Annotated in this window: 33 protein-coding genes; 27 read left to right on the top strand and 6 right to left on the bottom strand. The window is 66.8% G+C overall.

What is annotated here, in order from left to right:
* Positions 1-57: 57 nt before the first annotated feature.
* From QZ709_RS11340 to QZ709_RS11355, 4 genes are read right to left on the bottom strand one after another with little or no spacing between them, the layout of a single operon-like run.
* Positions 58-912, bottom strand: a complete 855-nt coding sequence (locus QZ709_RS11340; protein WP_294637407.1) for a hypothetical protein — start codon at positions 910-912, stop codon at positions 58-60.
* 53 nt (positions 913-965) lie between these two features.
* On the bottom strand, positions 966-1,910 hold the full coding sequence (locus QZ709_RS11345) for a hypothetical protein (RefSeq protein ID WP_294637408.1): 945 nt from the start codon (positions 1,908-1,910) through the stop codon (positions 966-968).
* 11 nt (positions 1,911-1,921) lie between these two features.
* Positions 1,922-2,605 (bottom strand): AAA family ATPase, encoded by a 684-nt coding sequence (locus tag QZ709_RS11350; RefSeq protein ID WP_366937167.1) that lies wholly within the window; start codon positions 2,603-2,605, stop codon positions 1,922-1,924.
* Positions 2,494-3,240, bottom strand: coding sequence for a hypothetical protein (locus tag QZ709_RS11355; RefSeq protein ID WP_294637409.1), 747 nt, complete (start codon positions 3,238-3,240; stop codon positions 2,494-2,496). The genes QZ709_RS11350 and QZ709_RS11355 overlap by 112 nt, the downstream gene beginning before the upstream one ends.
* A gap of 499 nt (positions 3,241-3,739) precedes the next feature.
* Between QZ709_RS11355 and QZ709_RS11360 the strand changes: the two genes are divergently transcribed.
* From QZ709_RS11360 to QZ709_RS11375, 4 genes are read left to right on the top strand one after another with little or no spacing between them, the layout of a single operon-like run.
* On the top strand, positions 3,740-3,889 hold the full coding sequence (locus QZ709_RS11360) for a hypothetical protein (protein WP_294637410.1): 150 nt from the start codon (positions 3,740-3,742) through the stop codon (positions 3,887-3,889).
* Positions 3,890-3,933: 44 nt separating this feature from the next.
* Entirely contained in the window at positions 3,934-4,101 is a 168-nt protein-coding gene (locus QZ709_RS11365) for a hypothetical protein (protein WP_294637411.1), read from the top strand.
* A gap of 8 nt (positions 4,102-4,109) precedes the next feature.
* On the top strand, positions 4,110-4,802 hold the full coding sequence (locus QZ709_RS11370) for a phosphoadenosine phosphosulfate reductase family protein (RefSeq protein WP_294637412.1): 693 nt from the start codon (positions 4,110-4,112) through the stop codon (positions 4,800-4,802).
* Positions 4,795-5,541 carry a hypothetical protein gene (locus QZ709_RS11375; protein ID WP_294637413.1) on the top strand — a complete coding sequence of 249 codons (747 nt, stop codon included), beginning with the start codon at positions 4,795-4,797 and terminating at the stop codon, positions 5,539-5,541. The genes QZ709_RS11370 and QZ709_RS11375 overlap by 8 nt, the downstream gene beginning before the upstream one ends.
* A gap of 6 nt (positions 5,542-5,547) precedes the next feature.
* Here QZ709_RS11375 and QZ709_RS11380 read toward each other — a convergent pair whose 3' ends face one another.
* On the bottom strand, positions 5,548-5,970 hold the full coding sequence (locus QZ709_RS11380) for an ASCH domain-containing protein (RefSeq protein ID WP_294637414.1): 423 nt from the start codon (positions 5,968-5,970) through the stop codon (positions 5,548-5,550).
* Between the two features lie 308 nt (positions 5,971-6,278).
* On the opposite strand from QZ709_RS11380, the gene QZ709_RS11385 reads away from it, so the two are divergent.
* The 17 genes from QZ709_RS11385 to QZ709_RS11465 all read left to right on the top strand — a co-directional run bounded on the left by QZ709_RS11385 (position 6,279) and on the right by QZ709_RS11465 (position 18,777).
* The gene (locus tag QZ709_RS11385; RefSeq protein ID WP_294637415.1) at positions 6,279-6,695 is read left to right on the top strand and encodes a hypothetical protein; all 417 of its coding nucleotides are present in this window, start codon (positions 6,279-6,281) and stop codon (positions 6,693-6,695) included.
* 31 nt (positions 6,696-6,726) lie between these two features.
* Positions 6,727-7,926, top strand: coding sequence for a PBSX family phage terminase large subunit (locus QZ709_RS11390; RefSeq protein ID WP_294637416.1), 1,200 nt, complete (start codon positions 6,727-6,729; stop codon positions 7,924-7,926).
* A gap of 15 nt (positions 7,927-7,941) precedes the next feature.
* Positions 7,942-9,444, top strand: a complete 1,503-nt coding sequence (locus QZ709_RS11395) for a hypothetical protein (protein ID WP_294637417.1) — start codon at positions 7,942-7,944, stop codon at positions 9,442-9,444.
* 3 nt (positions 9,445-9,447) lie between these two features.
* The gene (locus QZ709_RS11400) at positions 9,448-10,572 is read left to right on the top strand and encodes a hypothetical protein (protein ID WP_294637418.1); all 1,125 of its coding nucleotides are present in this window, start codon (positions 9,448-9,450) and stop codon (positions 10,570-10,572) included.
* Between the two features lie 12 nt (positions 10,573-10,584).
* Positions 10,585-11,013 (top strand): hypothetical protein, encoded by a 429-nt coding sequence (locus QZ709_RS11405; protein ID WP_294637419.1) that lies wholly within the window; start codon positions 10,585-10,587, stop codon positions 11,011-11,013.
* A gap of 75 nt (positions 11,014-11,088) precedes the next feature.
* The gene (locus QZ709_RS11410) at positions 11,089-11,715 is read left to right on the top strand and encodes a phage scaffolding protein (protein ID WP_294637420.1); all 627 of its coding nucleotides are present in this window, start codon (positions 11,089-11,091) and stop codon (positions 11,713-11,715) included.
* A gap of 127 nt (positions 11,716-11,842) precedes the next feature.
* A complete protein-coding gene (locus QZ709_RS11415) occupies positions 11,843-13,192 on the top strand; it encodes a hypothetical protein (protein ID WP_294637421.1) in 1,350 nt (449 codons plus the stop codon).
* Between the two features lie 69 nt (positions 13,193-13,261).
* Positions 13,262-13,498 carry a hypothetical protein gene (locus tag QZ709_RS11420; protein WP_294637422.1) on the top strand — a complete coding sequence of 79 codons (237 nt, stop codon included), beginning with the start codon at positions 13,262-13,264 and terminating at the stop codon, positions 13,496-13,498.
* Between the two features lie 3 nt (positions 13,499-13,501).
* Positions 13,502-13,882: a hypothetical protein gene (locus QZ709_RS11425; RefSeq protein WP_294637423.1), complete on the top strand. Its 381-nt coding sequence runs from the start codon at positions 13,502-13,504 to the stop codon at positions 13,880-13,882.
* Positions 13,883-13,885: 3 nt separating this feature from the next.
* Positions 13,886-14,551: a hypothetical protein gene (locus QZ709_RS11430; RefSeq protein WP_294637424.1), complete on the top strand. Its 666-nt coding sequence runs from the start codon at positions 13,886-13,888 to the stop codon at positions 14,549-14,551.
* Entirely contained in the window at positions 14,551-15,411 is an 861-nt protein-coding gene (locus QZ709_RS11435) for a hypothetical protein (protein ID WP_294637425.1), read from the top strand. Before QZ709_RS11430 ends, QZ709_RS11435 begins: the two co-directional genes overlap by 1 nt.
* 8 nt (positions 15,412-15,419) lie before the next feature.
* Entirely contained in the window at positions 15,420-15,569 is a 150-nt protein-coding gene (locus tag QZ709_RS11440) for a hypothetical protein (RefSeq protein ID WP_294637426.1), read from the top strand.
* Between the two features lie 71 nt (positions 15,570-15,640).
* Positions 15,641-17,167 carry a phage tail protein gene (locus QZ709_RS11445; RefSeq protein WP_294637427.1) on the top strand — a complete coding sequence of 509 codons (1,527 nt, stop codon included), beginning with the start codon at positions 15,641-15,643 and terminating at the stop codon, positions 17,165-17,167.
* Between the two features lie 91 nt (positions 17,168-17,258).
* Positions 17,259-17,690, top strand: a complete 432-nt coding sequence (locus tag QZ709_RS11450; RefSeq protein ID WP_294637428.1) for a hypothetical protein — start codon at positions 17,259-17,261, stop codon at positions 17,688-17,690.
* Between the two features lie 36 nt (positions 17,691-17,726).
* Positions 17,727-18,116, top strand: a complete 390-nt coding sequence (locus tag QZ709_RS11455) for a hypothetical protein (RefSeq protein ID WP_294637429.1) — start codon at positions 17,727-17,729, stop codon at positions 18,114-18,116.
* A gap of 29 nt (positions 18,117-18,145) precedes the next feature.
* Complete coding sequence (locus QZ709_RS11460) at positions 18,146-18,268, top strand: hypothetical protein (protein ID WP_294637430.1); 123 nt, start codon at positions 18,146-18,148, stop codon at positions 18,266-18,268.
* Positions 18,265-18,777, top strand: a complete 513-nt coding sequence (locus QZ709_RS11465; RefSeq protein WP_294637431.1) for a phage virion morphogenesis protein — start codon at positions 18,265-18,267, stop codon at positions 18,775-18,777. The genes QZ709_RS11460 and QZ709_RS11465 overlap by 4 nt, the downstream gene beginning before the upstream one ends.
* A 4-nt stretch (positions 18,778-18,781) precedes the next feature.
* Here QZ709_RS11465 and QZ709_RS11470 read toward each other — a convergent pair whose 3' ends face one another.
* The gene (locus QZ709_RS11470) at positions 18,782-19,033 is read right to left on the bottom strand and encodes a hypothetical protein (RefSeq protein ID WP_294637432.1); all 252 of its coding nucleotides are present in this window, start codon (positions 19,031-19,033) and stop codon (positions 18,782-18,784) included.
* An 11-nt stretch (positions 19,034-19,044) separates the two neighbouring features.
* Between QZ709_RS11470 and QZ709_RS11475 the strand changes: the two genes are divergently transcribed.
* Genes QZ709_RS11475 through QZ709_RS11500 form a run of 6 tightly spaced genes read left to right on the top strand, consistent with a single transcriptional unit; the run spans position 19,045 to position 25,065 of the window.
* On the top strand, positions 19,045-20,874 hold the full coding sequence (locus QZ709_RS11475) for a hypothetical protein (protein ID WP_294637433.1): 1,830 nt from the start codon (positions 19,045-19,047) through the stop codon (positions 20,872-20,874).
* A gap of 6 nt (positions 20,875-20,880) precedes the next feature.
* A complete protein-coding gene (locus QZ709_RS11480) occupies positions 20,881-21,837 on the top strand; it encodes a hypothetical protein (RefSeq protein ID WP_294637434.1) in 957 nt (318 codons plus the stop codon).
* Entirely contained in the window at positions 21,830-22,939 is a 1,110-nt protein-coding gene (locus QZ709_RS11485) for a hypothetical protein (protein WP_294637435.1), read from the top strand. The genes QZ709_RS11480 and QZ709_RS11485 overlap by 8 nt, the downstream gene beginning before the upstream one ends.
* Entirely contained in the window at positions 22,936-23,610 is a 675-nt protein-coding gene (locus QZ709_RS11490; protein WP_294637436.1) for a phage baseplate assembly protein V, read from the top strand. The genes QZ709_RS11485 and QZ709_RS11490 overlap by 4 nt, the downstream gene beginning before the upstream one ends.
* The gene (locus tag QZ709_RS11495; protein WP_294637437.1) at positions 23,607-23,972 is read left to right on the top strand and encodes a phage tail protein; all 366 of its coding nucleotides are present in this window, start codon (positions 23,607-23,609) and stop codon (positions 23,970-23,972) included. Before QZ709_RS11490 ends, QZ709_RS11495 begins: the two co-directional genes overlap by 4 nt.
* Before the next feature lie 4 nt (positions 23,973-23,976).
* Positions 23,977-25,065, top strand: a complete 1,089-nt coding sequence (locus QZ709_RS11500) for a baseplate J/gp47 family protein (protein ID WP_294637438.1) — start codon at positions 23,977-23,979, stop codon at positions 25,063-25,065.
* Positions 25,066-25,071: the final 6 nt, after the last annotated feature.

The raw sequence follows: 25,071 nt of genomic DNA on the forward strand, positions 1-25,071 counted from the left end.
GCGTGATAGCCGGCTATGCGCATCCAGGCCAGAACGTCGGCCCTGTTGCTCATCGCATCAGTGCGCGGCGTAGGTCCACTTGCCGTCGGCCGTCTGGTTGCCCAGCGGCTCGCGCTTGATCTGGCCGTCCTCGCCGATGGTTTCGATGAAGGGGGCGGTGACCTCCACCGTCTTCGGGTGCAGCCACATGACGGTCTGTGACAGGCCCGCCAGGCCGTGCTCGCCCATGGGAATGTCCACCGGGCTCTCGCCGCTCGGGCGGTCGGCCACCAGCAGGATGCGGCCGGCCAGGGGCTCGGGGTAGAAGGGCGTCAGGCAGAACGACTGTTCGCTCCAGTCCTTCAACAGCCCTTCCTCGTCGATCCAGGCCGTCAGGCGGATCTGATCGGCGCCGCGGCCGGCGTGGCCCACGTCGATGGCCTCCACCCAATTGCAGCCGATGAGCTGATACAGCCCATCGGGGCCATCGAGCTGGCCTGTCGTGCGCACAAACTGAACAGCCCTGGCCACGGGGTCGATGAGCACGGCGCGCACCAGCTTGGTGCGAGATTCCCCCTCGTTTTGCGCTTCTAAGGGTTTACCCTGACCATCGCGGGACGCGCCAGAATCGCCAGGATCGCGTTTTTCTTGGTCAGGGGATGCCATGGCCTTGGCATGGTCAGAAAAACGCGCTGCAGGCTCGTTTTCGCTGCCTGCAAGGGTCGCCCCATGGTCTGCCAGGGCTGCAGTCACGCCCTTCTCTGCATAGGCTATGGCGTGTTTAATGCTGCGCGTACACCAATCGGGGTATTCAAACCCAGGCACAGCCACAGCCAGGGCGTCGCGCAGCCGGCTGTCGTCGTCGTATTCGGTGCCGATCTCCAGGTCGGCCGGGTAGGTCTTGAGGGTCTGGATCGCTTCGTTGCGGTTCATGTTGGATCTCCGGTTGTTTGATGGCGCCCCGGTCTTTGCCGGGGCTGTTGGGATCAGGCGGCTTGCCGCTCCATTTCGTGCATCACGCGCACGACGGCCAGGGCCGAGTCGATGGACTTCTGGCAGGCTGCTTTGGTCAGCACGTCGGCGCCGATGCGCAGCACCGGCTCGCCCAGCTCGCCAATGAGCTGCTGGTGCAGCCAGTCGCCCAGCAGCTCGCCGGCACCGCCCAGGGATTCGCATTGCGGCTGCCCCTCGGTGGCGAAGTGCCAGGGGTGCAGATAGCGGCGCTTGAAGCCAGGGGCCACCAGCACAGAAGCCAGTGAGCAAAGATCCAGCGGCGCGTCGTAGTGCTTGACGGGCACCACGGCTGCCACGCCCTCGTTGCCCTGCCGGCCATCGGCGTCGTTGACGCCCACCGCGCAGTTGACGGCCAGGATCTGCACCTGATAGCCGGCTTCCTCCAGGGCGTCGGACAGCTTGAGGGCTGCCACGCCGCGCCACGCCAGGGCGTCGGCTTTCTGGAACCATGGGCACGACAGGTCGCACATCAGGGTGATGCGCCGGGGTGCGCGGCTCTGGCGCTTGCCCATGCGGCTCCAGGCTGTGTCGAGCTTGCCGGCGTACACGCGGTGAATGTCCAGCTCGTCGCCCTGGTCGGCCCACTCGCGGCGGCGCTTGATGCTCACCGGCTCGGGCAGCTCGGCGGCAGCCAGTTGCGAGATCATCGCGGCGCCATCGGCCCAGCCCTCACGCATGCGCTGTTCCAGCGTCTGCAGGTCCGGCGCGCCCAGCCAGTCCTGGCGGTTCAGCGAGACTTTGCCCAGGCCAGGCACCTTGCCGCTGCGCTGTTCGCGGCTGCAGCTCTCCAGGGTGAGGGCCAACGCATATTGCGCGTTGTACTCATCCGGCAGTGGCGTGTTGACCGCATCGAGCAGGTCGGTGAAGCGGCGCAGCCGCACCTTGTAGCGGCCGGCCTTGTGTTCGGTTTCGATCATGGTGTAGCCCCTCAGTAGGTGACGATCTTGGAAACTTCCTCGGCCTTCCAGCCCAGGAAGAAGGTGTCTTTGACTTCCTCCAGCGACTCGCCGGCTGCCATCAGCTTGGTGCTGTCGAGCAGGAACCGGGTGGACAGCACGCGGCGCATCTGGTTGCGGGTGATGCAGTCGCGCACCTGACGCGCCCAGGCCAGCAGCTCGGGGTTGACCGCCTGCTTCTCAAACTCGGCGTCGTAGTCCAGCGCCAGGGTGCCGGCGCGGAAACGGTCAATCGTTGCCTCGTCGAGCTGGTTGCGCCCGGCGTAGACCGACGTGCCGCCCTTGCCGTAGGTGTTCGCCGCGGCGATGCAAACGAAGTCGGGATGGCGGATCACTTCGGTGCGGCCCACGCGCTGCGGCAGGTTGAACCGGCCGTTGGCCAGCGCCTGGTTGAGCCACAGCAGCATGTTTTCGTCGGCCGCGTCGATCTCGTCGAGCAGGAACACGCCGCCGTTTTCGTAGATGCGCACGAAGTCGCTTTCCACGTACTCAAACGAGCCGCCGTCGCCGGTCGGCAGCAGCCAGCCCTGCAGGGCCGACTCGCTCATCCCGGCCGAGCACGAAACCGACGCGAAGGGGCGCTGCAGGGCTTGCGCAACCTGCGCGGCCAGGTGCGTCTTGCCGCAGCCGGCGGGGCCAGGTGCGTCTTGCCGCAGCCGGCGGGGCCGACCAGTAGCTGATTGACGCCAGCCGCTGCGCGGCGCAGCACCTTGGCGAATTCCGGCCGGGTGTAGCCGTCGAGCTTGACGGGCTCCAGGTCGTTGATCTTCACCACGACCTCACGCGCCGGCATGCCGTCGAGCTTGCGCTGCACCATGTCGAGGATGGCGCCGTAGTTCTTGGCGCCAAGATCCTCGGCCCGCTCCAGCACGTCGGCAATCATCGGCTCCACGATGGCCCGCACGTCGGACTCGCTCACGGTCGCCTTGCCCTTGCTCATGAGCTTGGCCAGCATCGCGGCCACTTCGGTGACTTCGGGGGCGGGCTCGGCGGCCGTCTGGTCTTCCTCCCAATCGGCAGCGTCGGCGGTGACGTTGCCGGCCTCATCGACTGCCAGGCTCACTTCGTCGGCGTCGATCAGCCAGTCCTCGGCCACGAATTGCTCCGCCTCGGCTTCGCATGCACGCTTGGCAGCATCCAGCAGTTGCTCGGTCGTGAAGCCGCGCAGCATCGCCAGCAGCTCCGGCTTGGTCACTCGCGCCCAATCGCGCTTGATTCCAAGCTGTTGCGCAATTTGAATTGCGCCATCCTTGGTCATATTGCCGAAATCGAAAGTCTTGGTGTTTTGCATCTGATTTCTCCGGTTGTTTGAAAACATCCAGCGTCATTGCTGGTGCATGGGCATCACTGCTACCCATGCACAAGCAATGCACACATTGCTCGGGTCAATCTTGGCCACCGCCCCGTTGCCGGGTGGCGGGAGGGGATTTCATCCCTCCGGGCATAGGGCCGAAGCCCATCAAAGCCGTCCTTGGTGCGTCGCCGTCCCGGCGTTGCGTCGTGCTTCACAGCAGTTGGTGACTGAACTATGCCAGCAAATGCTAGTGGCGCACTAGCATTGCACCCCATGAATGTGGGGTTTTGTTGCAAAAAACACACAAATTGGCCCTTTGTGGCCAGGAATTAAGGGTTAACCCCTGAATTTAGGGCTGATGCCAGGAAAAGGGGTTTTCTCGCCAGGGTGGGCAGATACCCCCTGAAACACCGCCCGGCCGATGAATCGGTGGGGTATTCGATCCGGGCTCATATTCCCCCGGTTTGTTTTCTCTGGATCTGAAAGGAACCCATATATGGCTATCGGCAAGAAGGCTGCAGCCCGCAAGGCCGCGAAGGCGCCGGCCGCAAAGAAGGCCACCAAGGCCACGGTGTCGAAGAAGGCTGCCGGCGGCAAGAAGCCCGCAGGCCGCAAGGGCGGCGCCGCGAAGTCGAGCGACAAGTAACCCATCCGGCCCGGCCAGTCCGGGCCTGACACACAGGAGCGAACATGCCCACCGCAACCGAACCGCGCCCGCAAGGCGCCAACCGCGCCCAGCGCCTGGCCAGTGCCAAGGCCCGCGGCGTGCCGTCGAAGTACATGACGCCCAACCCCAAGGCCGCACAGAAGAAGCTGGCCGGCAAGAAGGGCAAGGCCGCCAGCGGCTCCGACAAGTGAGCTAGGCCATGGGAGTCAACGTCGAAAACACCATCGCGGACATGAAGCGGCTCGCCAAGACCCACGACCGTGTGTGCGTTGGCTTCTCTGGCGGCAAGGACAGCCTGGTGTGCCTGGATCTGGCTGTCCGTTTCTTCTCGGAGGTCGTGCCGTTCTGCATGTACCTGGTTCCCGATCTGGACTGCGACCGTCAGCGCACGGCCATCGCCAAGGAACGCTATGGCCTGGATGTGCACTTCTTCCCGCATCCGGTGTCGCTCAACTACCTGCAAGGCGGCTACTACTGCGACTTCCTGCCCTTCCTCCAGGCGATGCCGGAGGTGCACCCCTGGACCTACTACAAGGGGATGATGGGGCGCATGGGCTGCACGCTCATGATCGACGGCATGAAGAAGGCCGACGGGTCGTTCCGCCGCCGCAAGCTGGCCACGGAAACCGAGGAGGAAAAGCGCATGACCTTCCGGCCGCTGAAACAGTGGCTCAAGTGGGAGGTGCTTTCCTACCTCAAGGCCCGCGACATTCCGCTGCCCAAGAGTCACACCAACACGGCCGCCGGCAACAGCGGCACGTCGCTGCAGGTGCAGGAGGTGCTGACGCTGCACGACTACTACCCGGCCGACTACGAGAAGGTGCGGGCGATCTTCCCCTACGTCGATGCCATCGTGGCTCGGCGTGAGTTCTTCGGACTGACCGATGGCTGAACGCAAACCCAAGGCCGACAAGGCCGACAAGCCCAAGTCGCTGGCCGAGGCCGGCCTGGAGCAGTTCAAGACCCGCGAGGTGCACCGCTCCCAGCTCAAGGGTGCGGACTACAACCCGCGCATCATCACCGACCAGGAACGCCTGAAACTCAAGAAGGCGCTGGCCAAGCATGGCCTGGTTGCCCCGATCACCTGGAACGAGCGCACCGGCAACATCGTCGGCGGCCATCAGCGCCTGTCCATCATGGACGCGCTCATGCGCACCAGCGACTACTCGATGACCGTGGCTGTCATCGACGTGGAGCCCGCACGCGAGAAAGAGCTGAATATCCTGCTGAACAACACCGCCAGCCAGGGCAGCTTCGACATGGACAAGCTGCGCGAGCTGTTCAAGGACGAGGCGGTGACCGTCGAGGGCTCGGGCTTCGACCTGGGCGACATTTACGACATGTTCGGCGATCAGGTCATCAACGAGCGCGAGCAGGATCTGAAAGAGTTTTCCGACCTGCTGTCGGGGATGAGCAAGGCTTACGACACCATCAGCGACCACAACCGGGCCAAGCTCGATGGCGAGTTCTTCTGTGTGCTGACCTTCCCCAACCGGGCGGCCATGCTGCGCATGTTCGACCACATCGGGGTGCGCGAGTCCCGTTACCAGAATGGCGAGCTGTTCGCCATGAAATTGGGGGTGCCCCTCGATGGCGAGGAAGACACCCCCGATGACGGAGAGCCGGACTGAGCCAGGTCAGCCAATGACCTCGGTCGGCTTCCACAGCTTCGGCTGCGGGCAGCCAAAGAAGGCGAACCCCACGCCCTCGGCGCGCAGCGGGTCGGCCAGGTGCCAGCCGTATTCGCCTTCTCCCAGATCCTCTATGCCGTCGATGCGCACGGACCCCACGATGATGCGGATGGGCAGGCCCTCGCCACCTTCCTCATAGGTCGAGGTGGCGTAGATCCACACGCGCTTGCCCACCACGAAGTCGGGTGGCGTCCACGTGCGGTATTCCATCGTCTTCTCGCCGGTCATGATCCGCTCGGCGTAGGGCTGGCGAACGCTCAAGGCATAGCCCAGCTCGACGCCGTGATCCTCCGGCATCACGACCACCGGGGTGGCCGCTGCCTTCTGCCCCTTCTTGCGGATGAGCAGCTTGCTTACAGCGTTGGTCATCTGATCCTTTCGTGTGTGTGAGTGAGCCCCTGACCTGTAGGGCAGGAAGGGCCAGCCCTACTTACACCACACCAGCAATGCAAGTTTCAACTGTTGTTGCTTGCATGCGACCAGTCGAACACGACAGCGCCAACAGTCACATCCCCGCAGTGGGAACAGTCGCAGCGGCCTGATGGCTCGCGGCTGACGGCGCATCACACCACCCAAGCAATGCCAGCGCGCAGACAGCGATCTGCCTGCCTGGTGCCGTGCTGCCTGCAGGTGTGGGCAGCGTTTACCGGAACTAAAAAAGCCCAAAGGACGAGCCTATGGGACGCCCAGCTTTCGAGCCCACCAAGGAACAGCGCGACAACGTGCGCACCCTGTCGGGCCTTGGTATCCCGCAGGAGGACATGTGCCTGCTGGTCAAGGACAAGGCCGGCAAGCCCATCAGCGTGGACACGCTGGCCAAGTATTTCGCCGACGAGATCAAGGCGGGCGTGACGGAGGCCAACGCCAAGATTGCCGGCCGGCTGTTCAAGTCGGCCATGGAGGGCAATACCGCCTGCATGATCTTCTGGCTCAAGACCCGCGCCCGCTGGTCCGAGACACCGCAGAAGGTGGCCATCACCGATGCGGATGGCAAGGACAAGCCGGCAGCCGCCACCCTGGCCGACCTGTACGGGATCATGGCCAGCGTGGCCAAGCCCGAGGGCGCCGAGGGGGCTGCAGATGGGGGCGCGTGACCCGTTCACATTCCCCGAGGTCATGCGGCCCGTGCTGCTGCGCCCAGCCCGATACAAGGTGCTGCGCGGCGGCCGGGGCTCCGGCAAGAGCTGGGGCGTGGCCGAGGTCCTGGTGGTCCTGGCCAGCCTGATCCCGCTGCGCGTGCTGTGTGCGCGTGAGCTGCAAATCAGCATCGCCGACTCGGTGCACCGACTGTTGTGTGACTGGATCGAGCGCAAGGGCCTGCTGTCAAAGTACGTCATCACCAACACGGCCATCAGTTGCCCATCGACCGGCTCGCTGTTCATCTTCAAGGGCTTGAAGCACAACATCAGCGAGATCAAGTCGATGGAGGGCATCGACATTTGCTGGGTCGAAGAAGCGCAGCGGGTGTCCGAGTCGAGCTGGGAAACGCTCATCCCGACCATCCGCAAGGAAGGCTCCGAAATCTGGATCACCTTCAACCCGGACAGCGAGGACGACCCGACCTGGCTGCGCTTTGTGGCCAACCCGCCTCCAAGCTGCCTGTCTGCCGAGGTCAACTACATCCACAACCCCCATTTCCCGGACACGCTGCGCGCCGAAATGGAACACCTCATGCGGGTGGACTACGAGGCTTATCTGCACGTCTGGATGGGCCAGCCCAAGGGCCGCAGTAAGGCGCAAGTCCTGTTCGGGAAGTGGCGCGTGGATCGTTGGGACAGCCCGCCACCGGGCGCAGATGGGCCCTACTACGGGGCGGATTGGGGGTTCTCGGTCGATCCATCTGCCGGCGTGCGGTGCTGGCTCGATGGCCGGCGCCTGCTCATCGACTATGAGGTGGGCGGAGTCAACATCGAGCTGGACGATCTGCGCGGCGAGCTGGCCAAGCTGCCGGGCCTGACTGACGGCAACGGCCGCGTCATCCGCGGCGACAGCAGCCGGCCGGAAACCATCGCGCACCTGGCGCGCAACCGACCCGGCCAGCCCGGCCTGCGCCTCATCGCGGCCGACAAATGGCCAGGCTCGGTCGAGGACGGCATTGCCTGGCTGCGCGGCCTTGACGAGATCGTGATTCACGAGCGATGCACCAACGTCATCCAGGAGGCCCGGCTGTGGTCGTACAAGACCGACCGCCTCACCGACGACGTGCTGCCCGTGCTCAAGCCTGGCAATGACCACTGGTGGGATGCCGTGCGCTACGCGCTGCAGCCGCTCATCAAGAAGCGCGACCCGATCAAGGCTGTTCCCAACTTCCACATGGCCCGGTGACGGGCCTTCGTGCCCATGGACTACCAACACTTCAAGACTGCCGTCTACAAGGCAGACCCCGATCTGCCTGCCCGTGCGCACGCCATCAACATGGCTACGCGGGTGCTCAACGGCTCGCTGTACGAGGCGCTGCCGTACCCATTCCACGTCGAGAAGAACGACGCCGGGGAGTACATCCCGCTGCGCACGCGCCGCCCCTCTGTTCGGTACAACCTGTGCCGCATCGTGGTGGACGACTCGGTGAGCCTGCTGTTCGGTGATGGCCATTTCCCCTCTGTCGAGTGCAAGGACGAGCCGACACGTGACATGCTGGCCAAGGTCATCGAGGACAGCGGCCTCAAGCTGGCCATGGTCGAGGCAGCCACGCAAGGCGCCACCGGCTCGGTGGCCATCGTCATGCGGGTGCTGTCCAACCGACTGTTCTGGTCTGTCATGCCCACGGCCTACCTGACGCCGACCTACAGCCGCCAGGCGCCCGACACGCTCGATCTGGTGCGCGAGCAGTACAAGGTGGTGGGCTCGGTCCTGCGCGAATCGGGCTACAGCATCCCCGACGACAAGCTGGGCACGTGGTTCTGGTTCCGCCGGGACTTCACGGCCGTCGAGGAAGTCTGGTACCAGCCTGTCGAGATCGGATCCGAGCAGGCCAAGTCGGCCGAGTGGCCACGCGACCAGGCCAACACGACGCGGCACAGCCTGGGCTTCGTGCCTGTGGTCTGGATGCGCAACCTGCCGGCCGCTTCGGCGATCGACGGCGCCGCGACCTTCCCGCCGGAGGCCGTGGACACCATGATCGAGCTGGACTACCAGCTCTCGCAGGGCGGCCGGGCCTTGAAGTACCAGGGCGACCCCACGCTGATGATCCGCGAGCCGGCCGTGGACAACGACGGCAACCTGGTGCGCAGCGCGGGCAACGCTGTCGTGGTCGGCCCCGAGGGCGACGCCAAGCTGCTGGAGATCGGCGGCAGCGCCTCCGCGGCTGTTCTGGAGTACGTCCGGGCCTGCCGCGAGCTGGCACTGGAGCAGGCCCACGGCAACCGATCGAACGCCGACAAGCTGTCGGCCGCACAGTCGGGCCGTGCCATGGAGCTGCTGAACCAGTCGCTCATCTGGCTGACCGACAAGCTGCGCACCAGCTACGGCGACCGCGGGCTGTTGCCGCTGCTGCGCATGGTCATCAAGGCCGCGGCCCGCATCGAGATCCGGCTGTCGGACGGCAGCAAGGTCGATGGCATGTCGGACGCGCCGGAGGCTGCCCTGTCGCTGCGCTGGCCGCACTGGTACGCGCCCACCTACACCGACAAGCAGGCCGAGGTCACGACGCTGAACATGGCCACCGGAGGCCGCCAGCTTCTGTCGCAGGAAACGGCCGTCAAGTCCCTGGCGTCGAGCTACGACGTGGCCGACCCCGAGGACGAGCTGCGGGCCATCGAGGCCGACGGCCCCACGCCTGACCAGGCGGCCAAGGAAGCGGCGGCGAAAGCCAAGCAACAGCCCCCGCAACCGAAAGAGGAATGACGAATGGATATCACCATCATTGCCGACGGGGTGCCGGTCAACGGCCAAACCCTGAGCGCGGGCGCCACCGCGCAGATCCCCGACCCTGACGCCCTGGTGCTCATCGAGCGCGGCGTGGCCGTGCCATCGAACCAGGCCCGACAGCCTGGCACGGTGCCCGAGCCAGCCAACCCGGTCAGCCGCATCATCGGCTGGCTGGCCACCAGCGTGGCCAACTCGATCCAGGGCACTCGCCCGGTGGCCGCCTTGCGCGCCATCCTGGGCACGCAGTCCAACGTGGATGTGGCGATCGTGCCGCGAGGGCAGGGCGCACTGTCGCTGGCTGTCCCCGACAACGCCACGGCCGGCGGCAGCAAGCGCGGCGCCAACGCCATCGACCTGCAGTTGATCCGGTCGGCTGCCAGCCAGGTGGCCAGCGGCTCCAACGCGGTGGCCCTGGGCCTGCAGAACACGGCCAACGGCAACAACTCGGTGGCCCTGGGGCAGTCGAACACCACGTCCGGCCAGAACGCGCTGGCTGCGGGCCGCTCGCACACGGTCGGCGGCAACGACTCGGCCTGCCTGGGCGGCGCCAGCAGCACGGCTTCGGGCTCTCAGGCTGTCGTGGTCGGCGGCGCAAGCCACACCGCCAGCGGCAACAACTCGGCTGTGGTCGGCGGCGTCAACGGCACGACCAACGGCATCAACGGCCAGGTTGTCACTCCGCACAACAGTGATGCGGCCGGGCGCTATCAGCACTCGCTGACCGGCCTGCGCGCAGCCACCACGGGCGCCACCCTGACGCGGGCAACAGCCGACGGCGCGGCCGGCGGCACGAGCAACCAGCTCACCCTGCGCAACAACAGCGCGTTCCGCTTCGTGGCCCGCATCGTGGCCATGGACACGGTGACGCTGGACGCAAAGGAATGGGAGGTCGTGGGCCTCATCAAGCGCGGCGCCACGGCCGCCTCCACGGCCCTGGTGGGCTCGCCGAGCATCACCAGCAACTTCGCCGATGCGAACGCCGCGTCGTGGACTGTTGCCGTCGTGGCCGACACGACCAACGGCGCGCTGGGCATCAACGTGCAGGGCGCCGGCACCAACTCGATCCGCTGGTCCTGCCAGGTGCAGGCCAACGAGGTCAACTGATAGGGGCGCGCCATGCCGACGTTCAACATCACGCAGACACCCGGCGCCCTGGTGGCGCAGGTCAACCGTCCGCAGCTCGCGCAACGCTCGGAGCTGCACTACAACCCGCTGGCTCAGGCCGGCCTGGCTGTCAACGACACGGTGCTGGTCGATGCCGTCGTGCCCGACTGGTGCCGAACCATCGTGGTCAGCAAGCGCACGAACACGGCCAACGCCGACGTGCTGACGGTGCAGTGCCAAGACCCCAACCTGCCCATTGCGCCGACGCTGCCCATCAAGACCGCCAACCAGGTGCAGACGGGCGGCTCCACGGCCAACAACGCGGCCAACGCGGTGCTGATGCAGCTCTACCCGGTGGGCAACCTCATCCGGGTGTCGCTCACCTTCGTGACCTCGCTGCCCGCGCAGTGCCTGCTGTCCATCGGCTTCTACGACGAGTGACAGCCTGATCCCCTTTCCCCAAACCGGGCCCGCTGATGCGGGCCTTTTTCATTTCCGCAACCAAGCAAAGGCCAGATGCCTATGTACCTCTCCCGCTTCGCTCCCTTCGCCCGCAACCGCCTGGCTGTCCTGATGGAACAGGCCGGCGACGGCACGTCCGGCTCGTCCGGTGGTGGCGCTGCCACGCCGCCCGCCAACAGTGGCGGCCAACAGTCGCAACAGTCGCAGACCTTCTCTGCTGAGTACGTGCGCGAGCTGCGCGCCGAGGCGAAGGAATGGCGCGAGAAGTTCCAGGCCCTCAAGACCGAGAACGCCACGCTCAAGCAGGCCGCCGAGCAGGCAGCCAAGGACGCCGACGGCAAGGTGCAGGCAGCCGAGAAGGCCGCCAGCGATCGCATCCTGCAGTCCGAGCTGAAAGCCCACGCCATCAAGGCCGGCCTGGTCGATCTCGATGCGCTGCGCCTGGCGGATCTGTCGAAGGTCAAGCTCAACGACAAGGGCGAGGTGGAGGGCGCCGACGAGCTGTTCAAGACGCTCAAGGAATCGAAGCCCTACCTGTTCGGCCAGCCTGGCAACACGTCCACGCCGAACAACCCGCCGCCGTCGAACGCCTCTGGCGACTTCAACGCCAAGCAGATCACCGACCCCAAGCAGTACGAGCGCGCCAAGGCCGATTTCCTGGCGCAGCAGTCGATCCGCTGATCCCCGCCTGAACCCATCCCGCTTTTCTGACGCAAGCCCGGCTGATGCCGGGTTTGTCGTTTCTGCGCTGCCAAAGGGCTGATGCCCGGACGGGGCGACCTCTCTCAACCTTTGGAGTAACGACACCATGCCTATCCAGAACATGCCCGCCGCCCTGCAAGCTGCAATCCAGCAGGGCTTCCTGGAAACCGAGTTCCAGCAGGGTCTGACCTCTGCCATCGGTTACCGCGCCATCGCCGACCGCGAAAACTTCGCCATCAACGTCGGTGAAACCGTCACCAAGACCCGCGCCGGCCTCAAGGCGCCCGTGACCACGCCGCTGGCGCCCAACACCAACACCGGCCTGGACAACGGCCTGACGGCTTCGGCGTTCACGGTCGAGCAGTACACGCTGGGCATCGACATGTACGGCGACACCATCGACCTGAACATTGTCACCAGCCAGGTCGGCATCGCCAACCAGTTCCTGCAGAACGCCCGCACCAACGGCGTGCAGGCCCGCCAGTCGCTCGACCGCCTGGCCCGCAACGCGCTGTTCAACGCCTACCAGGGCGGTCATACCCGCGTGCGCACCACGCTGGGCGCCGCTGCGGCCACCATCAGCGTGGACGACGTGCGCGGCTTTGAGCAGGCCCTGAGCAACGGCCGCATGCAGGCCGTGTCGCCGTCGAACACCGCCACCGTGCTGGTGGGCGGCAACACCTACACCCTGATCGGCACCAGCCGCGACGGCGCCAACGTGTCCACCACGTTCGGCGGCGTGTCGGGTACGCTGACTTTCAGCTCCAACGTCACCGTGGGCGACGGCACCGCCGGCAACCGCGTCGTGCACGCCAATGCCCCGGTCATCGTTCGCCCCAACGGCAAGTGGGCTGACGGCAGCGCCTACGGCAGCGCCACCAGCACCAACTCGCTGGTTGCTGCCGACATGCTCACCCTGGGCGTGATCGAGGACGCCGTGGCTGCCCTGCGCAACAACACCGGCATCATCGACCAGATGTTCAACCTGTACCTGGACAACGTGTCGATGCGTCAGCTTTTCGCTGACCAGGATTTCAAGCTGATGTACCAGGGCCAGTACGGCGCCGAGGAAGTGCGCACCCTGCGCCCCTTCCAGCTCATCGGCGTGAACTTCATCCCGACGACCGAGGCCCCGGTGCAGAACCACGCCACCAACGCCGCGCTGCGCGTGCGCCGCCCGATCCTGGTGGCGCCTGGCGCGCTGGTGGAAGGCGACTACGCCGGTATGAGCCAGAAGGCTGCCGAGTTCGGCGGCGTCAACAGCGAGATCCAGATGATCGACGGCATCGCCCAGGTCACTCGCGCTCCGCTGGACCGCCTGGCTCAGATCGTGGCGCAGTCGTGGTACTGGATCGGCGGTTTCGTGGCCCCCACGGACGTGACCGCCAACCAGCAGATCATCCCGACCGCTGGCAACCAGTACCTCAAGCGCGCCGTGGTGATCGAGCACGTCTGATCGCCGATCTGACGTGATGGCGGGGGCTTCGGCCCCTGCCTTTCGACACCTCGCAACTGGAGAGAAACGATGCCCAAGGCACGCAACACCGAAACCGTGGCCGCCGAGGCCACCGAAGTCCCTGCCGGCGAGCCGATCCCGACCGTGGATCGTGTGGTGCTGGAAAGCCAGTACGGCTTCTGGACGGACGACGAGCCGCCACTGCTCCGCATGTGGCACCCCGGCCAGGAAGTCACCGACCCCGACGAGATCGAGCTGCTGATCTCGCGTGAGGCACCCGTCACCATCTACGGCAGCCTGGAGTAAGGGATGGCCTTCACCGACGCCGAAAAGACCGAGATCCGGCGCTTTTGCGGTTATGGCGCCTATGGTGGTGGCCAGCCGCTCCCGGCGTCGGGCTATCGCTTTGCGACCCGCTATGGCGCCATGGAGTACCGACTGAACACGCTGTCGGCCTCCGAGGAAGCCGTGGCGCGGCGCTACCTGACCGACCTGGCCGGCCTGGAGTCGGCCATTGTCGGGGCCAGCTCCAATCTGGACACCGACAGCGCGGCCGTGTGGAAGCGCAACCCCAACGAGGTGCGCGATCGCCGGCAACTGTTCAACCTGTGGCGCCGCGAGTTCTGCCGGTTCCTGGGCATCCCGCCCGGCCCCGGCCTGGGCGATGGCTCCCTGTGCATGGTGGTGTGACGCATGGACGCCGCAACCCTTCAAGCCAAGCTGTACGCCGGCTATGGCAAGGCCGCTGCCGTCATGGGCTCGGACTTCCAGCTCTACCGGCCCAATGGCCCCAACAGCCCGCTGGCGCCCGGCAATCTGGTGCGCACGGTCAAGATGGCCCTGGACTCGGAGGCCAACTACCAATTCCAGCACCCCAACGAATACGGCGACGCGACCTGGTACGCGCTCACCGACGGCTCGGTGCTGCAGCCGGGGGACTACTTCCGCAACGGCCAGGGCACCTTCTTCGTGGCCGGCATGCAGCCGCTGCTGCCCGTGCTGATCGTGGAGTGCACCCGGCTCATCCGCATCGTGCGCCAACAGTCTCGCCAGCAGGTCGGCGCCGTGGGCTACGGCGGCATCCAGACGGCCAATGAGCTGGATGTGCTGGGCTCGGCCGACCCGGCAACACACTGGCCCGCCTCGGTGCTGCTGGGCGGCGGCGGCAGCATCCCGAACCTGGGGCTGCCAGGCTCCACCCCGGCGGCCTCTCGGCGCGTGCTGCTGCCGCCGTCCGTGCCGGTCAACCTGTTTGCCGGCGACATCATCATGGATGACCTGGGCCGCCGGCTGTCCATCATCGCCCCCGAGCTGACCGAGCTTGGCTGGCGGATCAATGTTGCGGAGATTCATGCCTGATGGCCGACCTGTCCGACGTTACGCAGGCCCTGGTGGCCTTGATCGCCTCTGCCGCCTACCCCAACGGCACGGCGCAGCCAGCGGCCACCGGAGCGCCCACCCGCATCTATGAGGGCTGGCCTGTTCCTCGCCATCTGGACGAGGAATTGCAGGCCGGCGCCATCAACGTGAGCGTCTACCCGCTGCCGGGTGAACAGCTCACGACCCGATACCTCAACGACGGCGAGGACGTGCTGTCGATCAGCACGCCAAAGCTGTCGGCCTCGGTGACTGGCCAGGTCATCACGCTGTCCGGGCAGATCCCTGCAGCCGATGACCCGCACACCCTGCTGGCCATCGTCAACGGCCAGCCGTACGAATACGCCATCAAGGCCACCGACACCATGGCGCAGGCCGCGGCCGGGCTGGCTGCCAGGATCGCCACGGGCGTGCCCGGCACGACCTCGGCTGGCGCGGCCATCACCGTGCCGGCCGCCGGCCGAATCCGGGCTGTGCGCGTGGCCGTCACGGGCTCCTTCGTGCGTGAGGTCCGGCGCCAGGCGCGCAACTTCCAGATCACCATATGGGCGCCCAGCCCCGAGCTGCGCGCCCAGGCCGCCGGGGCGATCGACCCCGTGCTGGCTGACACCGAGTTCCTGACCCTGCCGGACCAGAAGGCTCGACTGCGGTACGTGGCCAGCCCGATCTCCGACGGCGGCCAGCAAGACCGCGCCTGGCGCCGCGATCTGATCTACATGGTCGATTACGGCACCACGGTGCAGCGCAGCACCACCACGGTGGCCAGCATGGCCATCAGTACGACGCCGGAGGGCGTCAACCCGGCCGTGGCCAACCTCAACGTCAACACCACCAACCTGTGAGGCATCACATGAAGCTGATCGTGACCGAGCCCTTTGCCGACTTCCAGCGCGGCGACGAGATCACCGACCCCGAGCTGGTGGCCGCCATCCTGGAAGACGAGCGCCAGTGCTGCGTCGTCCGGGCTGCCGAGCCGCAGCCGGAGCCCGACGCCGAGTAATCGCAGCCCCCACCGCACGCAAGGCCCGCCACCCGGCGGGCTTTTTCTTTGTCCACCCGTAGGAGCAACACATGCCTGTTGTGCAACAGGGCTCGATCAACACCACCGCGCTGATCGTCCCCGACCTCTACGTGCAGATCGTCCCGCCCTCGGTGACGCTGCTCAATGGCCTGCCCACCAACATCCTGGGCATCGTCGGCACCGCTTCGTGGGGCCCGCTGAACAACCCCGTGACCATCGGCGACATGGCCGGCTATGCGCGGCAGTTTGGCGACATTCGCAACCGCAAGTTCGACGCCGGCACCGCCGTGGCTGCCGCTGTCCTGCAGGGCGCCAACAACATGCGCGTGGTGCGCGTGTCTGACGGCACCGACGTGGCCGCCTCCGTCGTGGTGCAGTCCAACTGCATCACCTTCACCTCTCGCTTCACCGGCACCCTGGCCAACAGCGACCAGATCACGATCGCCGCCGGCACCCGGGCGAACACCTGGCGCGTGACCGTGGCCCGCCCCGGCCAGGTTCCCGAGGTCTTCGACAACATCAGCGGCACCGGCAACGCGCTGTGGGTCAACATGGCCAGCGCGATCAACAACGGGGTCAGCGGCGTGCGCGCTGCCTCCGACTTCATCGTGGCCACGGCCGGCGCCGGCACCGCCACGCCGACCGCGCAGACCTACACCCTCACGGGCGGCACCGACGGCGCCAACGTGACCAGCTCGGCCCTGGTGGGCGTGGACACCTCGCCCCGCCGCGGCATGTTCGCCCTGCGCGGCACGGGCGCCAGCATCGGCGTGCTGGCCGACTGCGACGACAGCACCACCTTCTCCAACCAGGTGAGCTTTGCGCTGTCGGAGGGCATCTACATGATCGGCACCGGCCCGTCCGGCGAAACGATCAGCTCGGCCATCAGCGCGAAGAACACCGCCGGCATCGACAGCTACGCATTCAAGCTCATGCTGGGCGATTGGGTGCAGTTCAACGATACGGTCAACGGCGTGATCCGCCTGGTCAGCCCGCAAGGCTTCATCGCCGGGCGCCTGGCCAACCTGTCGCCCGAACAGTCGAGCCTGAACAAGCCGATCTACGGGATCGTTGGCACCCAGCAGTCGTCCCGCGGCCTGGTGTACTCCGCCGCCGAGCTGCAGCAGCTTGGCCAGGCCGGCATCGACGTGATTACGAACCCCGCGCCGGGCGGCAACTACTTCGCTGCCCGCTTCGGCCGCAACACGTCGAGCAACGCTGTCATCCGAGGCGACAACTACACCCGGATGACCAATTACATCGCCTACACGCTGAACGCGGGCATGGGGCTGTTCATCGGCCGCCTGCACACCCCGCAGTTCCGCCTGGAGGCGGGCGCCACCGTGTCGTCCTTCCTCGATGGCATGTGGCAGCAGGGGATGATCGGCTCGGCCGACGGCTCGATCCCCTACAGCGTGCAAATCGACAACGCCAACAACCCGCAGGCCCGGGTGGCCCTGGGCTACGCGCAGATGGACGTGAAGGTGCGCTACCTGTCCATCGTCGAAAACTTCATCGTCAACGTGGAGGGCGGCCAGTCGGTGCAGATCAACCGCCAGGCGATCGCTCAGAGCTGACGCTACCCACCCCTTGACCCTGCCGTGAAAGCGGCACCGTGAGCCCGCCAGGCCCTGCCGGCGGGCTCTTGTCTTTGTAGGAGAGCTACCCATGCCCATGAACGGCTTTACCGTAGGCCGCGACGTGTCGCTGTCGGTTGTCACCGCCAACGGCCCGCTGCGCCTGACGCTCATCACTGGCTTCTCGGCCAAGCCCAACACCGCCGAAACCCGCGTCAAGGGTCTGGACGGTGTGACGCGCTATCTGCGCTTCCCCGACGGCTGGTCGGGCTCGTTCGACGTGGAGCGCCAGGACAGCACGGTGGACGACTACTTTGCCCAGCTCGAAGCCAACTACTACGCCGGCATCAACGAGCAGCCGGCAACCATCACCGAAACCATCACCGAGCCCAACGGCAGCGTCACGCAATGGCGCTACACGGGCGTGCTGTTGAAGCTGGAAGACGCCGGCACGTTCCAGGGCGATCAGACCGTCAAGCAGCGCCTGTCCTGGGTCGCTGCCCGCAAGATCAAGCTGGCCTGACGGCCGGCGCCACCCAACCCCCGGAGGTAGAACAACATGCAACCGACCGTCACCCTGAACCAGACCCCCAGCGCCCAGCTCATCGCGCATGCCGCGCAGGAGGGCGAAGTCACCGACGGCCTGGGCCGCGCCATCAAGCTGCGCAAGCCCGGCGTGCTCGCGCAGTTCCGCCTCATCGAAGCCGTGGGCGACTCGGCCAAGAATGAGGTCTACATGGCCATGGTGATGCCACTGCTGTTCGTGGCGAGCATCGACGGCGAGGAAGTCGAGCCCATCGTGCGCAAGTCCGAGCTGGAGGCCCTTATCAACCGGCTGGGCGACGAGGGCGTGACCGCCGTTGTCTCCAAGGTGGCCGAAACCTTTGGTGCCCGCGATCCCGAGGCAGACAAGGCCGCGCTAAAAAAGCCGCAACAGCCGCCCCAATAAGGGAGCGGCTGTGGCTGGTCAAGAACGGTGTGCCGTTCGATGTGGCGTTCTCGCTGGACGAGTGCACGGCCGCCGGCTGGTGCATCGCGTTCTCCGAAATGGAGGGCCACAAGTTCGACTGGAACACCATGTCCTTCAAGGATGAGCAATGAGCACACGCATTGCGCGGCCGCTGCCGCGAACACAACAGTTCGGCAGCGTGACCGACTTCCTCACGCACATGTCCGTGGTGCACCAGCGCATCGAGCGCCACACCGAGCGGGGGCTGGAGCGCGTGGCCAAGGTGCTGGCCAAGGACATGCGCCAGCAGATCGGCCACTACCAGCCGGCTGTCGGGCCGTTCCCGTCGTGGGATGCGCTGTCGCCGACCTACGAGGCGCGCAAGGTGGCTGCCGGCTTCAAGGCTGGCGCCCCCTTGCTGCGCACCGGGGAAATGCGCGACAGCATCGGCTACGAGGTCAAGGGCGATCAGGCCGTCATCGGCGCCAAAGACCCCAAGGCGATCGCGCATGAGCTGGGCACGGCCAAGATCCCGCCGCGCCCCTTCATCGGGCCGGCGGTCTTTCGCAACCGCAAGCTCATCGAGCAGATCCTGGGGGACGCCCTGCGCGACGGCGTGCTGGGTGGCGAGCTGACGGACGCGGGCGGCTACTTCGACTGAGGGCCTACAGGCCCAACAGGATCACGAACAGGCTGAAAGCCCCGCCGATCAACACGACGCCGCCGAGCGCGACGAGCACCAGGCCGACCAGGCCAAGGATCAGGCGCGCCAGGAGCTGCCCCGGGCTCTGGGGCGGCTGCACGGCCTGCGCCTGGCGGCCGCTGACGGGCCGGATGTGCGGGTACTGCACAAAGCTGAAACGGTCTGCTGCCCATTCGTGCGCCCGCAGCTTGGCGCGTTCAAACCAACTTCTCATGGTGCTGTTCTATGTTTGAAGCCTACGCGATCGGCATCCGGCTATCGCTCATCAACAACGTCACCAGCGGGCTGACCTCGATCATTGGCCAGTTCCAGACGTTCAACGGCCACATCGGCCGCACACAGGGTCAACTGTCCGCGCTGGAAAGTCAACTGTTGCGGATCTCGCGCCTGACCCTGGCGGGCGGCGCGCTCAGTGGCGTGGGTCTGTTCGGCCTTGGCATGTTCAAGGGGCCGCTGGATGCAGCGCGGGAGTATGAAACAGCCTACGCCCGCTTCAAGACCCTCAACCTGGGGGATGTTGTCAACGAGCAGGCCGACAGCTTTGCCCGCGGTGCACACAAGTTCGGCACCAGTGCGGCGCAGATGATGGACACGTTCCGCGAGTCCTACGCCTTCTTCGGCAACATGAAAGACGCGCAGGAGGCGGCCGGCAAGATCGCCGAGCTGAACGCGGCCAACAGTGTCCTGTTCGGCGGCCAGGTGCGTGCCATCGACAGCACCGCCACCCGGGCGCTGATGCGCTTCGCCGACATGCGCGGCGCCACCAACAGCCCCAAGGCGTTTTTCAGCACTCTCGACCTGGCGCAGCGCATGGTCACGGGCTCTGGCGGCGCCCTGCAGTTCAACGACCTGGAGCAGTTCGCCAAGACCGGCGGCACGGCCTTCAAGACCCTCTCCGACGAGGGCCTGATTAACCTGGCGTCGGCCATGCAGGAAATGGGCGGCTCCCGCACGGGTACGTCGCTCATGACGATGTACCAGAACCTTGTCGCCGGGCGCGCTACGCAGCAGGCCAAGCTGGCCTGGGCGGATCTCGGCCTGGCCACCCTCAAGCAGATGAAGATCGGCGAGGTGGGTGGCAAGAAGCAGACGCGCAACGTCATCGAGGTGAACCCCGAGTTCCTGTCGATGATGCGCACCGACCCGGTGATGGCGCTATCCAAGTTCATGATGCCGGCCATCGAGCGCAAGCTGGGCCCTGGCGCCACGGACGACGCCAAGGCCAAGGTCATCAACGACCTGTTCAGCGACCGCACCGGCTCCAGCCTGGCCAGCGGCGTGGCCCTGCAGATGGTGCAGGTGCTGCGCGACGCGAAGTTCATCAAGAACGCCAAGGGCGTGGATGGCACGATCTCCGATGCCAAGAACACGACCGACGGCGCCCTGGTGGATCTGCAAGCGAAGTGGAAGGACACGCTCAAGGAGCTGGGCGTGGTGGTGCTGCCCATCGCCACGAAGGCCGCCCGAGAGCTGACCAACATCCTCAAGTCGGCGCAGGAGTTCGTCAAAGAGTACCCGGGCCTGACCAAGACCATGGTGGTGGCCGGCGGCATCCTGTCCACGCTGGCGATCATGGGCGGCGGCCTCATGCTGCTGCAAGGCGGCCTGCTGGCTGTGCGCACCGCCCTGGGTGTGGGCGCGGCCGGCTCGGTGGGCGCCATGCTCACGGGTGCAGCCACGGGCCTGGGCCTCCTTGCGGCCAAGGTGGCGCTGCTGGGCGGCGCGCTGTACCTCGGCACCAAGGCGGGCGACTGGATCAACGACAACCTCGTTAACCCCGGCGTGGAGCGCCTGACTGGCCAGAAGGGGCAGACCCTGGGCGGCTGGATCTACGACCTGTTCAACGACGACCCGATGGCCAAGCCGGACAAGCACATCCGCTCCGGCCCGGCGCGCACGGTGCAGGTCAACACGCAGATCAACCTCGACGGCAAGAAGGTGGCCAGCGTTGTCTCGCGCCACCAGGCCGACGCAGCGCGCAAGCCCATGGCCAGCGGCTCGCAGTTCGACCCGAATTTCGGGCTGCCGCCGATGTACCTCACCAACCTCCGGTAATCGACCATGCAACCTCTGACCAAGCTCAAGCTGGGGGACTTCACGTTCTCCGGCACCGAGATCCCCGAGGCCATCGTCTTCGGTGGCCAGCAGGCGCTCGTCGTCCACCGGCTCGTCGGCGGCCGCCGCATCATCGACGCCATGGGCCGCGACGATGCGGCGCTGGACTGGTCGGGCGTGCTGTTCGGCTCCGAAGCCCTGGCGCGTGCCCGGTACCTCGACTGGCTGCGCATCAGCGGCCAGCAGCTCGACCTGTCGTGGTCGGAGCTGTCTTACCGGGTGGTGGTGCGCTCGTTCTCGGCGCGCTACCAGCTTGCCAACCACATCCCCTACAGCATCAGTTGCGAGGTGGTGGAGCAGACCAGCCAGCCGGTGCGCGCCGCACCCCCTGCGGGCGCTGACGTGGCGATCCAGCAGGACATGGCCGAGGCCAGCCGGCTGGGCGCGCAGATTGGCGACGGCCCGCTGTCGCAGGCGCTGGCTTCGCTGGATTCGGCCATCAAGGCAGTCTCCAGCTTTGCCGGCGCGGCGCAGTCCACCATCGGCTCGGTGGTCGCGCCCATCCAGGCCGTGCAGGCCCGGGTGCAGGTGCTGGTGGGTGCGGCTGGCTCGACGCTGGCCAACGTGACCACGCTGGGCGGCATCGTTCCCAACAACCCCATCAGCCGCCAGGTGGCCGCCCTGGCTGGCCAGGCAGCCGCCATGCAGCAAACCCCGCTGCTGCTGCAACTGCAGGCCGTCACGGCACGCATGCAGGACAACGTGGCGCTGGCCAGCTCCGGCCAGTCGATCACCACGGCCGGCGGCAACCTGTTCAAGCTGGCCGCCGACCTGTACGGCGACGCGGCCGAGTGGGCCACCCTGGCCCGTGCGAACAAGCTGTCCGACCCGGTGCTGACCGGCGTGCAGACCCTGACTGTTCCGGCCAAGCCGGACGGCAATGGAGGCGTACCCCGTGCCTGACCTCATCACCAACACCCCACAGGTGCGCTCGCCTCGCGGCGCCGTGCTGGTCAACGACGTGCCGGTGGAATGGGAGTCGTGGAGCGTGTCCAACAACGCCACGTCCGACGCCGACGAGTTCTCGGTGTCGATCCCTGCCAGCGCGCTGCCCGCCGAGCTGCCGCTGGCGCAGATCCTGGACGGCCGCAGCTTGCGCGTGGAGATCCGCGCCGGGCTGTTCACCGACCCGACCAAGGCCACGCTGTCGGCCATGGCCACGCTGATCGTGGGCCGCACCGACGACGTGGTGTTCGACCCCGTGCGCGGCTCCATCGACCTGGCGGGGCGCGACTTCACCGGCCTGCTGATCGACCGCAAGACCTCGGAGAAGTTCGGCAACCTCACGGCCAGCCAGATCGCCACCAAGCTGGCCGCCCGAGTCGGCCTCATGCCCCGAGTGACCGACACCAAGGCGCTGGCCGGGCGCTACTACGCCATCGACCACGCCCTGAGCACCCGGGAGGTCAGCGAGTGGGATCTGCTGCAGTGGCTGGCCCAGCAGGAGGACTTCCTGGCGGTCGTGCGCGGCAACGAGCTGTATTTCGGCCCGAAGCCCAAGGGCGGCGACCCTTACGTGCTGCAGTGGCGGCAAGGGCAGGGCGGCCCGTCGTCGTTCGATGGCGAGCGGCTTTACCTCAAGCGCAACCTGACCGTGGCCAAGGACGTGACCGTGACGGTGCGGAGCTGGAACCCCAAGTCCAAGACCGTGATCGTGGCGACCTACCCGCGCAGCAAGGCCAAGGGCGCGGCGCCTGGCACCAGCGGCGCGGCCGTCCCCGACGGCTTCGTGCGCAACATCCCCGGGCTCACGCAGGAGCAGGCGCTGCAGCGCGCTCAGGCCCTGCATGCCCAGCTCACGGCCCACGAAATGCGCATGGAGGCCACCGTGCCAGGCGACACCGTGCTGACCGTGCAGACGCCCATCGCGCTGCGCGGCACGGGCACGGCCTTCGATCAGACCTACTACCCCGAGGCCATCCAGCGAAGCATGAGCTTCACGGATGGCTTCCAGATGACCGTGCGCGCCAAGAACCGGGCGCCCGGCAACGAGGTGAACCTGTGAACGAATTGCTCCACGCCATGCGGCTGCAGGCGCAGATCGCCATGTCCGGCGGCGGCGCCTCGCGCCTGGCCACCGTGGCCAGCTTCAACCCCGACAACTACACCGTCAAGGTCGTGATCCAGCCCGAGGGCGTGGAGTCCGGCTGGCTGCCCCTGGCTTCGGCCTGGGTGGGCAACGGCTGGGGCATGTTCTGCCCGCCCATGCCTGGCGACATGGTGCAGGTGGACTTCATGGAGGACAGCCCGGACGCCGGGGTGGCGACTGTTCGACTGTTCAACGACCAGGACCGCCCGCTGCGCTGCCCGGCCGGCGAGCTGTGGCTGGTGCACCAGTCGGGCGCCTTCTTCAAGCTCACCAACGACGGCGCGGCCACGTTCTCCGATGGCCAGGGCGCGACCGTGCAGCTCAAGGGCGGAAACATCACCAGCCAGGCAAGCAACTGGACGCACACCGGGCCCATGACCATCGACGGCGTGACCACGATCCGCCAGCGGCTCATCGGCCAGGGCGGCATGGCCATCAGCGGCGGCACGGGCGGCGCAGCCGCAACGATCAGCGGGAACCTGCAGGTGTCCGGCGGCGACGTGACGGCCGACAGCATCGGGCTCAAGACCCATCGACACACCGGCGTCCAGGGCGGCACCGGAACCAGCGGAGGCCCAACCCCGTGAACGACCTCACCCATGTGATCTTCGGCGACCTCAAGCCTGGCCCGTCGGGCGACCTGGCGGTGTCCGGCGACCTCGACGCAGGCCGCGAGCGCGTGCTGCGCCGACTGCTGACCAACCCGGGCGACTACCCGTTCCACCCGGACTATGGCGCCGGCCTGGCGCGCATGGTCGGCGACACGGCCGACGTGGGCCGCATCAAGGCCGCAATCCGCGGCCAGATGCTGCTGGAGCAGGCCGTGGCCCAACAGCCCGAGCCGATCGTGGACGTGGCGCTGATCCCCCGCGGCGTCACGTGCTCGATCCGCTACACGGACGCGGCCACCGGCCAGCCCGCCGTCCTTTCCTTCAACGTGACTGTCTGATGCCATGCCACTGACCACCTACGACTTCAACAGCCTGGTGCGCCAACAGGCCACCACCATCCAGTCCGCTGCCAAGGCCCTGGTGGACGTGACGGTGGGCTCCATCACCCGAGCCCTCATCGAAGCCAACGCCAGCCTGCTGCTGTGGCTGCAGGGCCTGCTGCTGGGCATCCTGGTCAAGACCCGGGCGGCCACCAGCGAGGGCGCCGACCTCGACAGTTGGATGGCGGATTTCGGGCTGGTGCGACTGTCGGCACAGAAGGCGGCCGGCGTCGTGACCTTCACGCGCTTCTCGCAGGGCTCGACCGTTGCCATCCCCGCCGGCACGACGGTGCAGACCTCCGACCGGGCCTGGCAGTTCGTGACAACCGCCGATGCCTCGATGGCGCCCACGCAGACCTCTGTGCAGGTGCCTGTGCAGGCTGTTGCGCCAGGCGAGGGCGGCAACGTGGCAGCCGGCGGCGTCACCATGCTGGTGGGCAGCCTGCCGGGTGTGGACACCGTGGCCAACGCGGCCGCGTTCGTGGGTGGCCTGGATGCAGAAACCGACCAGGCGTTCCGCGCTCGCTTCATCACTTGGGTGAACGGTCTGTCGAAGGCGACGGGATCGGCCATCGGCGCGGCCATCAGCTCGGTGCGCGCCGGCCTGACCTACACCATCACCGAGAACGTGACCTATGCCGGCACCAGCCAGCCGGGGCACTTCTTCATCGTGGTGGACGACGGCACGGGCTCGCCATCTGCGCAGCTACTCGACAGCGTGCGCGCTGCTGTGGACGCCAGCCGGCCGCTGACCTCCAGCTTTGCCGTGTTCGCGCCCATCGTGGTGCAGGCCAATGTGGCCGTCATCGTGACGGTGGGGCAGGGCTACGACCCCGCCAGCGTGCGCGCTGCCGTGTCGGCCGCGCTGGTGTCCTTCCTCAACAGCCTGGCGCTCGGCCAGGCGCTGCCCTACACCCGGCTGTCTCAGGTGATCTATGGCGCCTCGCCCGGCGTGGTCAACGCCACGACCCTGACCCTCAACGGCGGCACGGCCGACCTGAGCGCAACCAGCCGCCAGGTCATCAAGGCCGGCACCGTCACCGTTTCGTGAGGCGCC

The organism is uncultured Aquabacterium sp. (genome assembly GCF_913773725.1).
In the GTDB taxonomy this organism is placed as follows: Bacteria; Pseudomonadota; Gammaproteobacteria; order Burkholderiales; family Burkholderiaceae_C; genus Aquabacterium.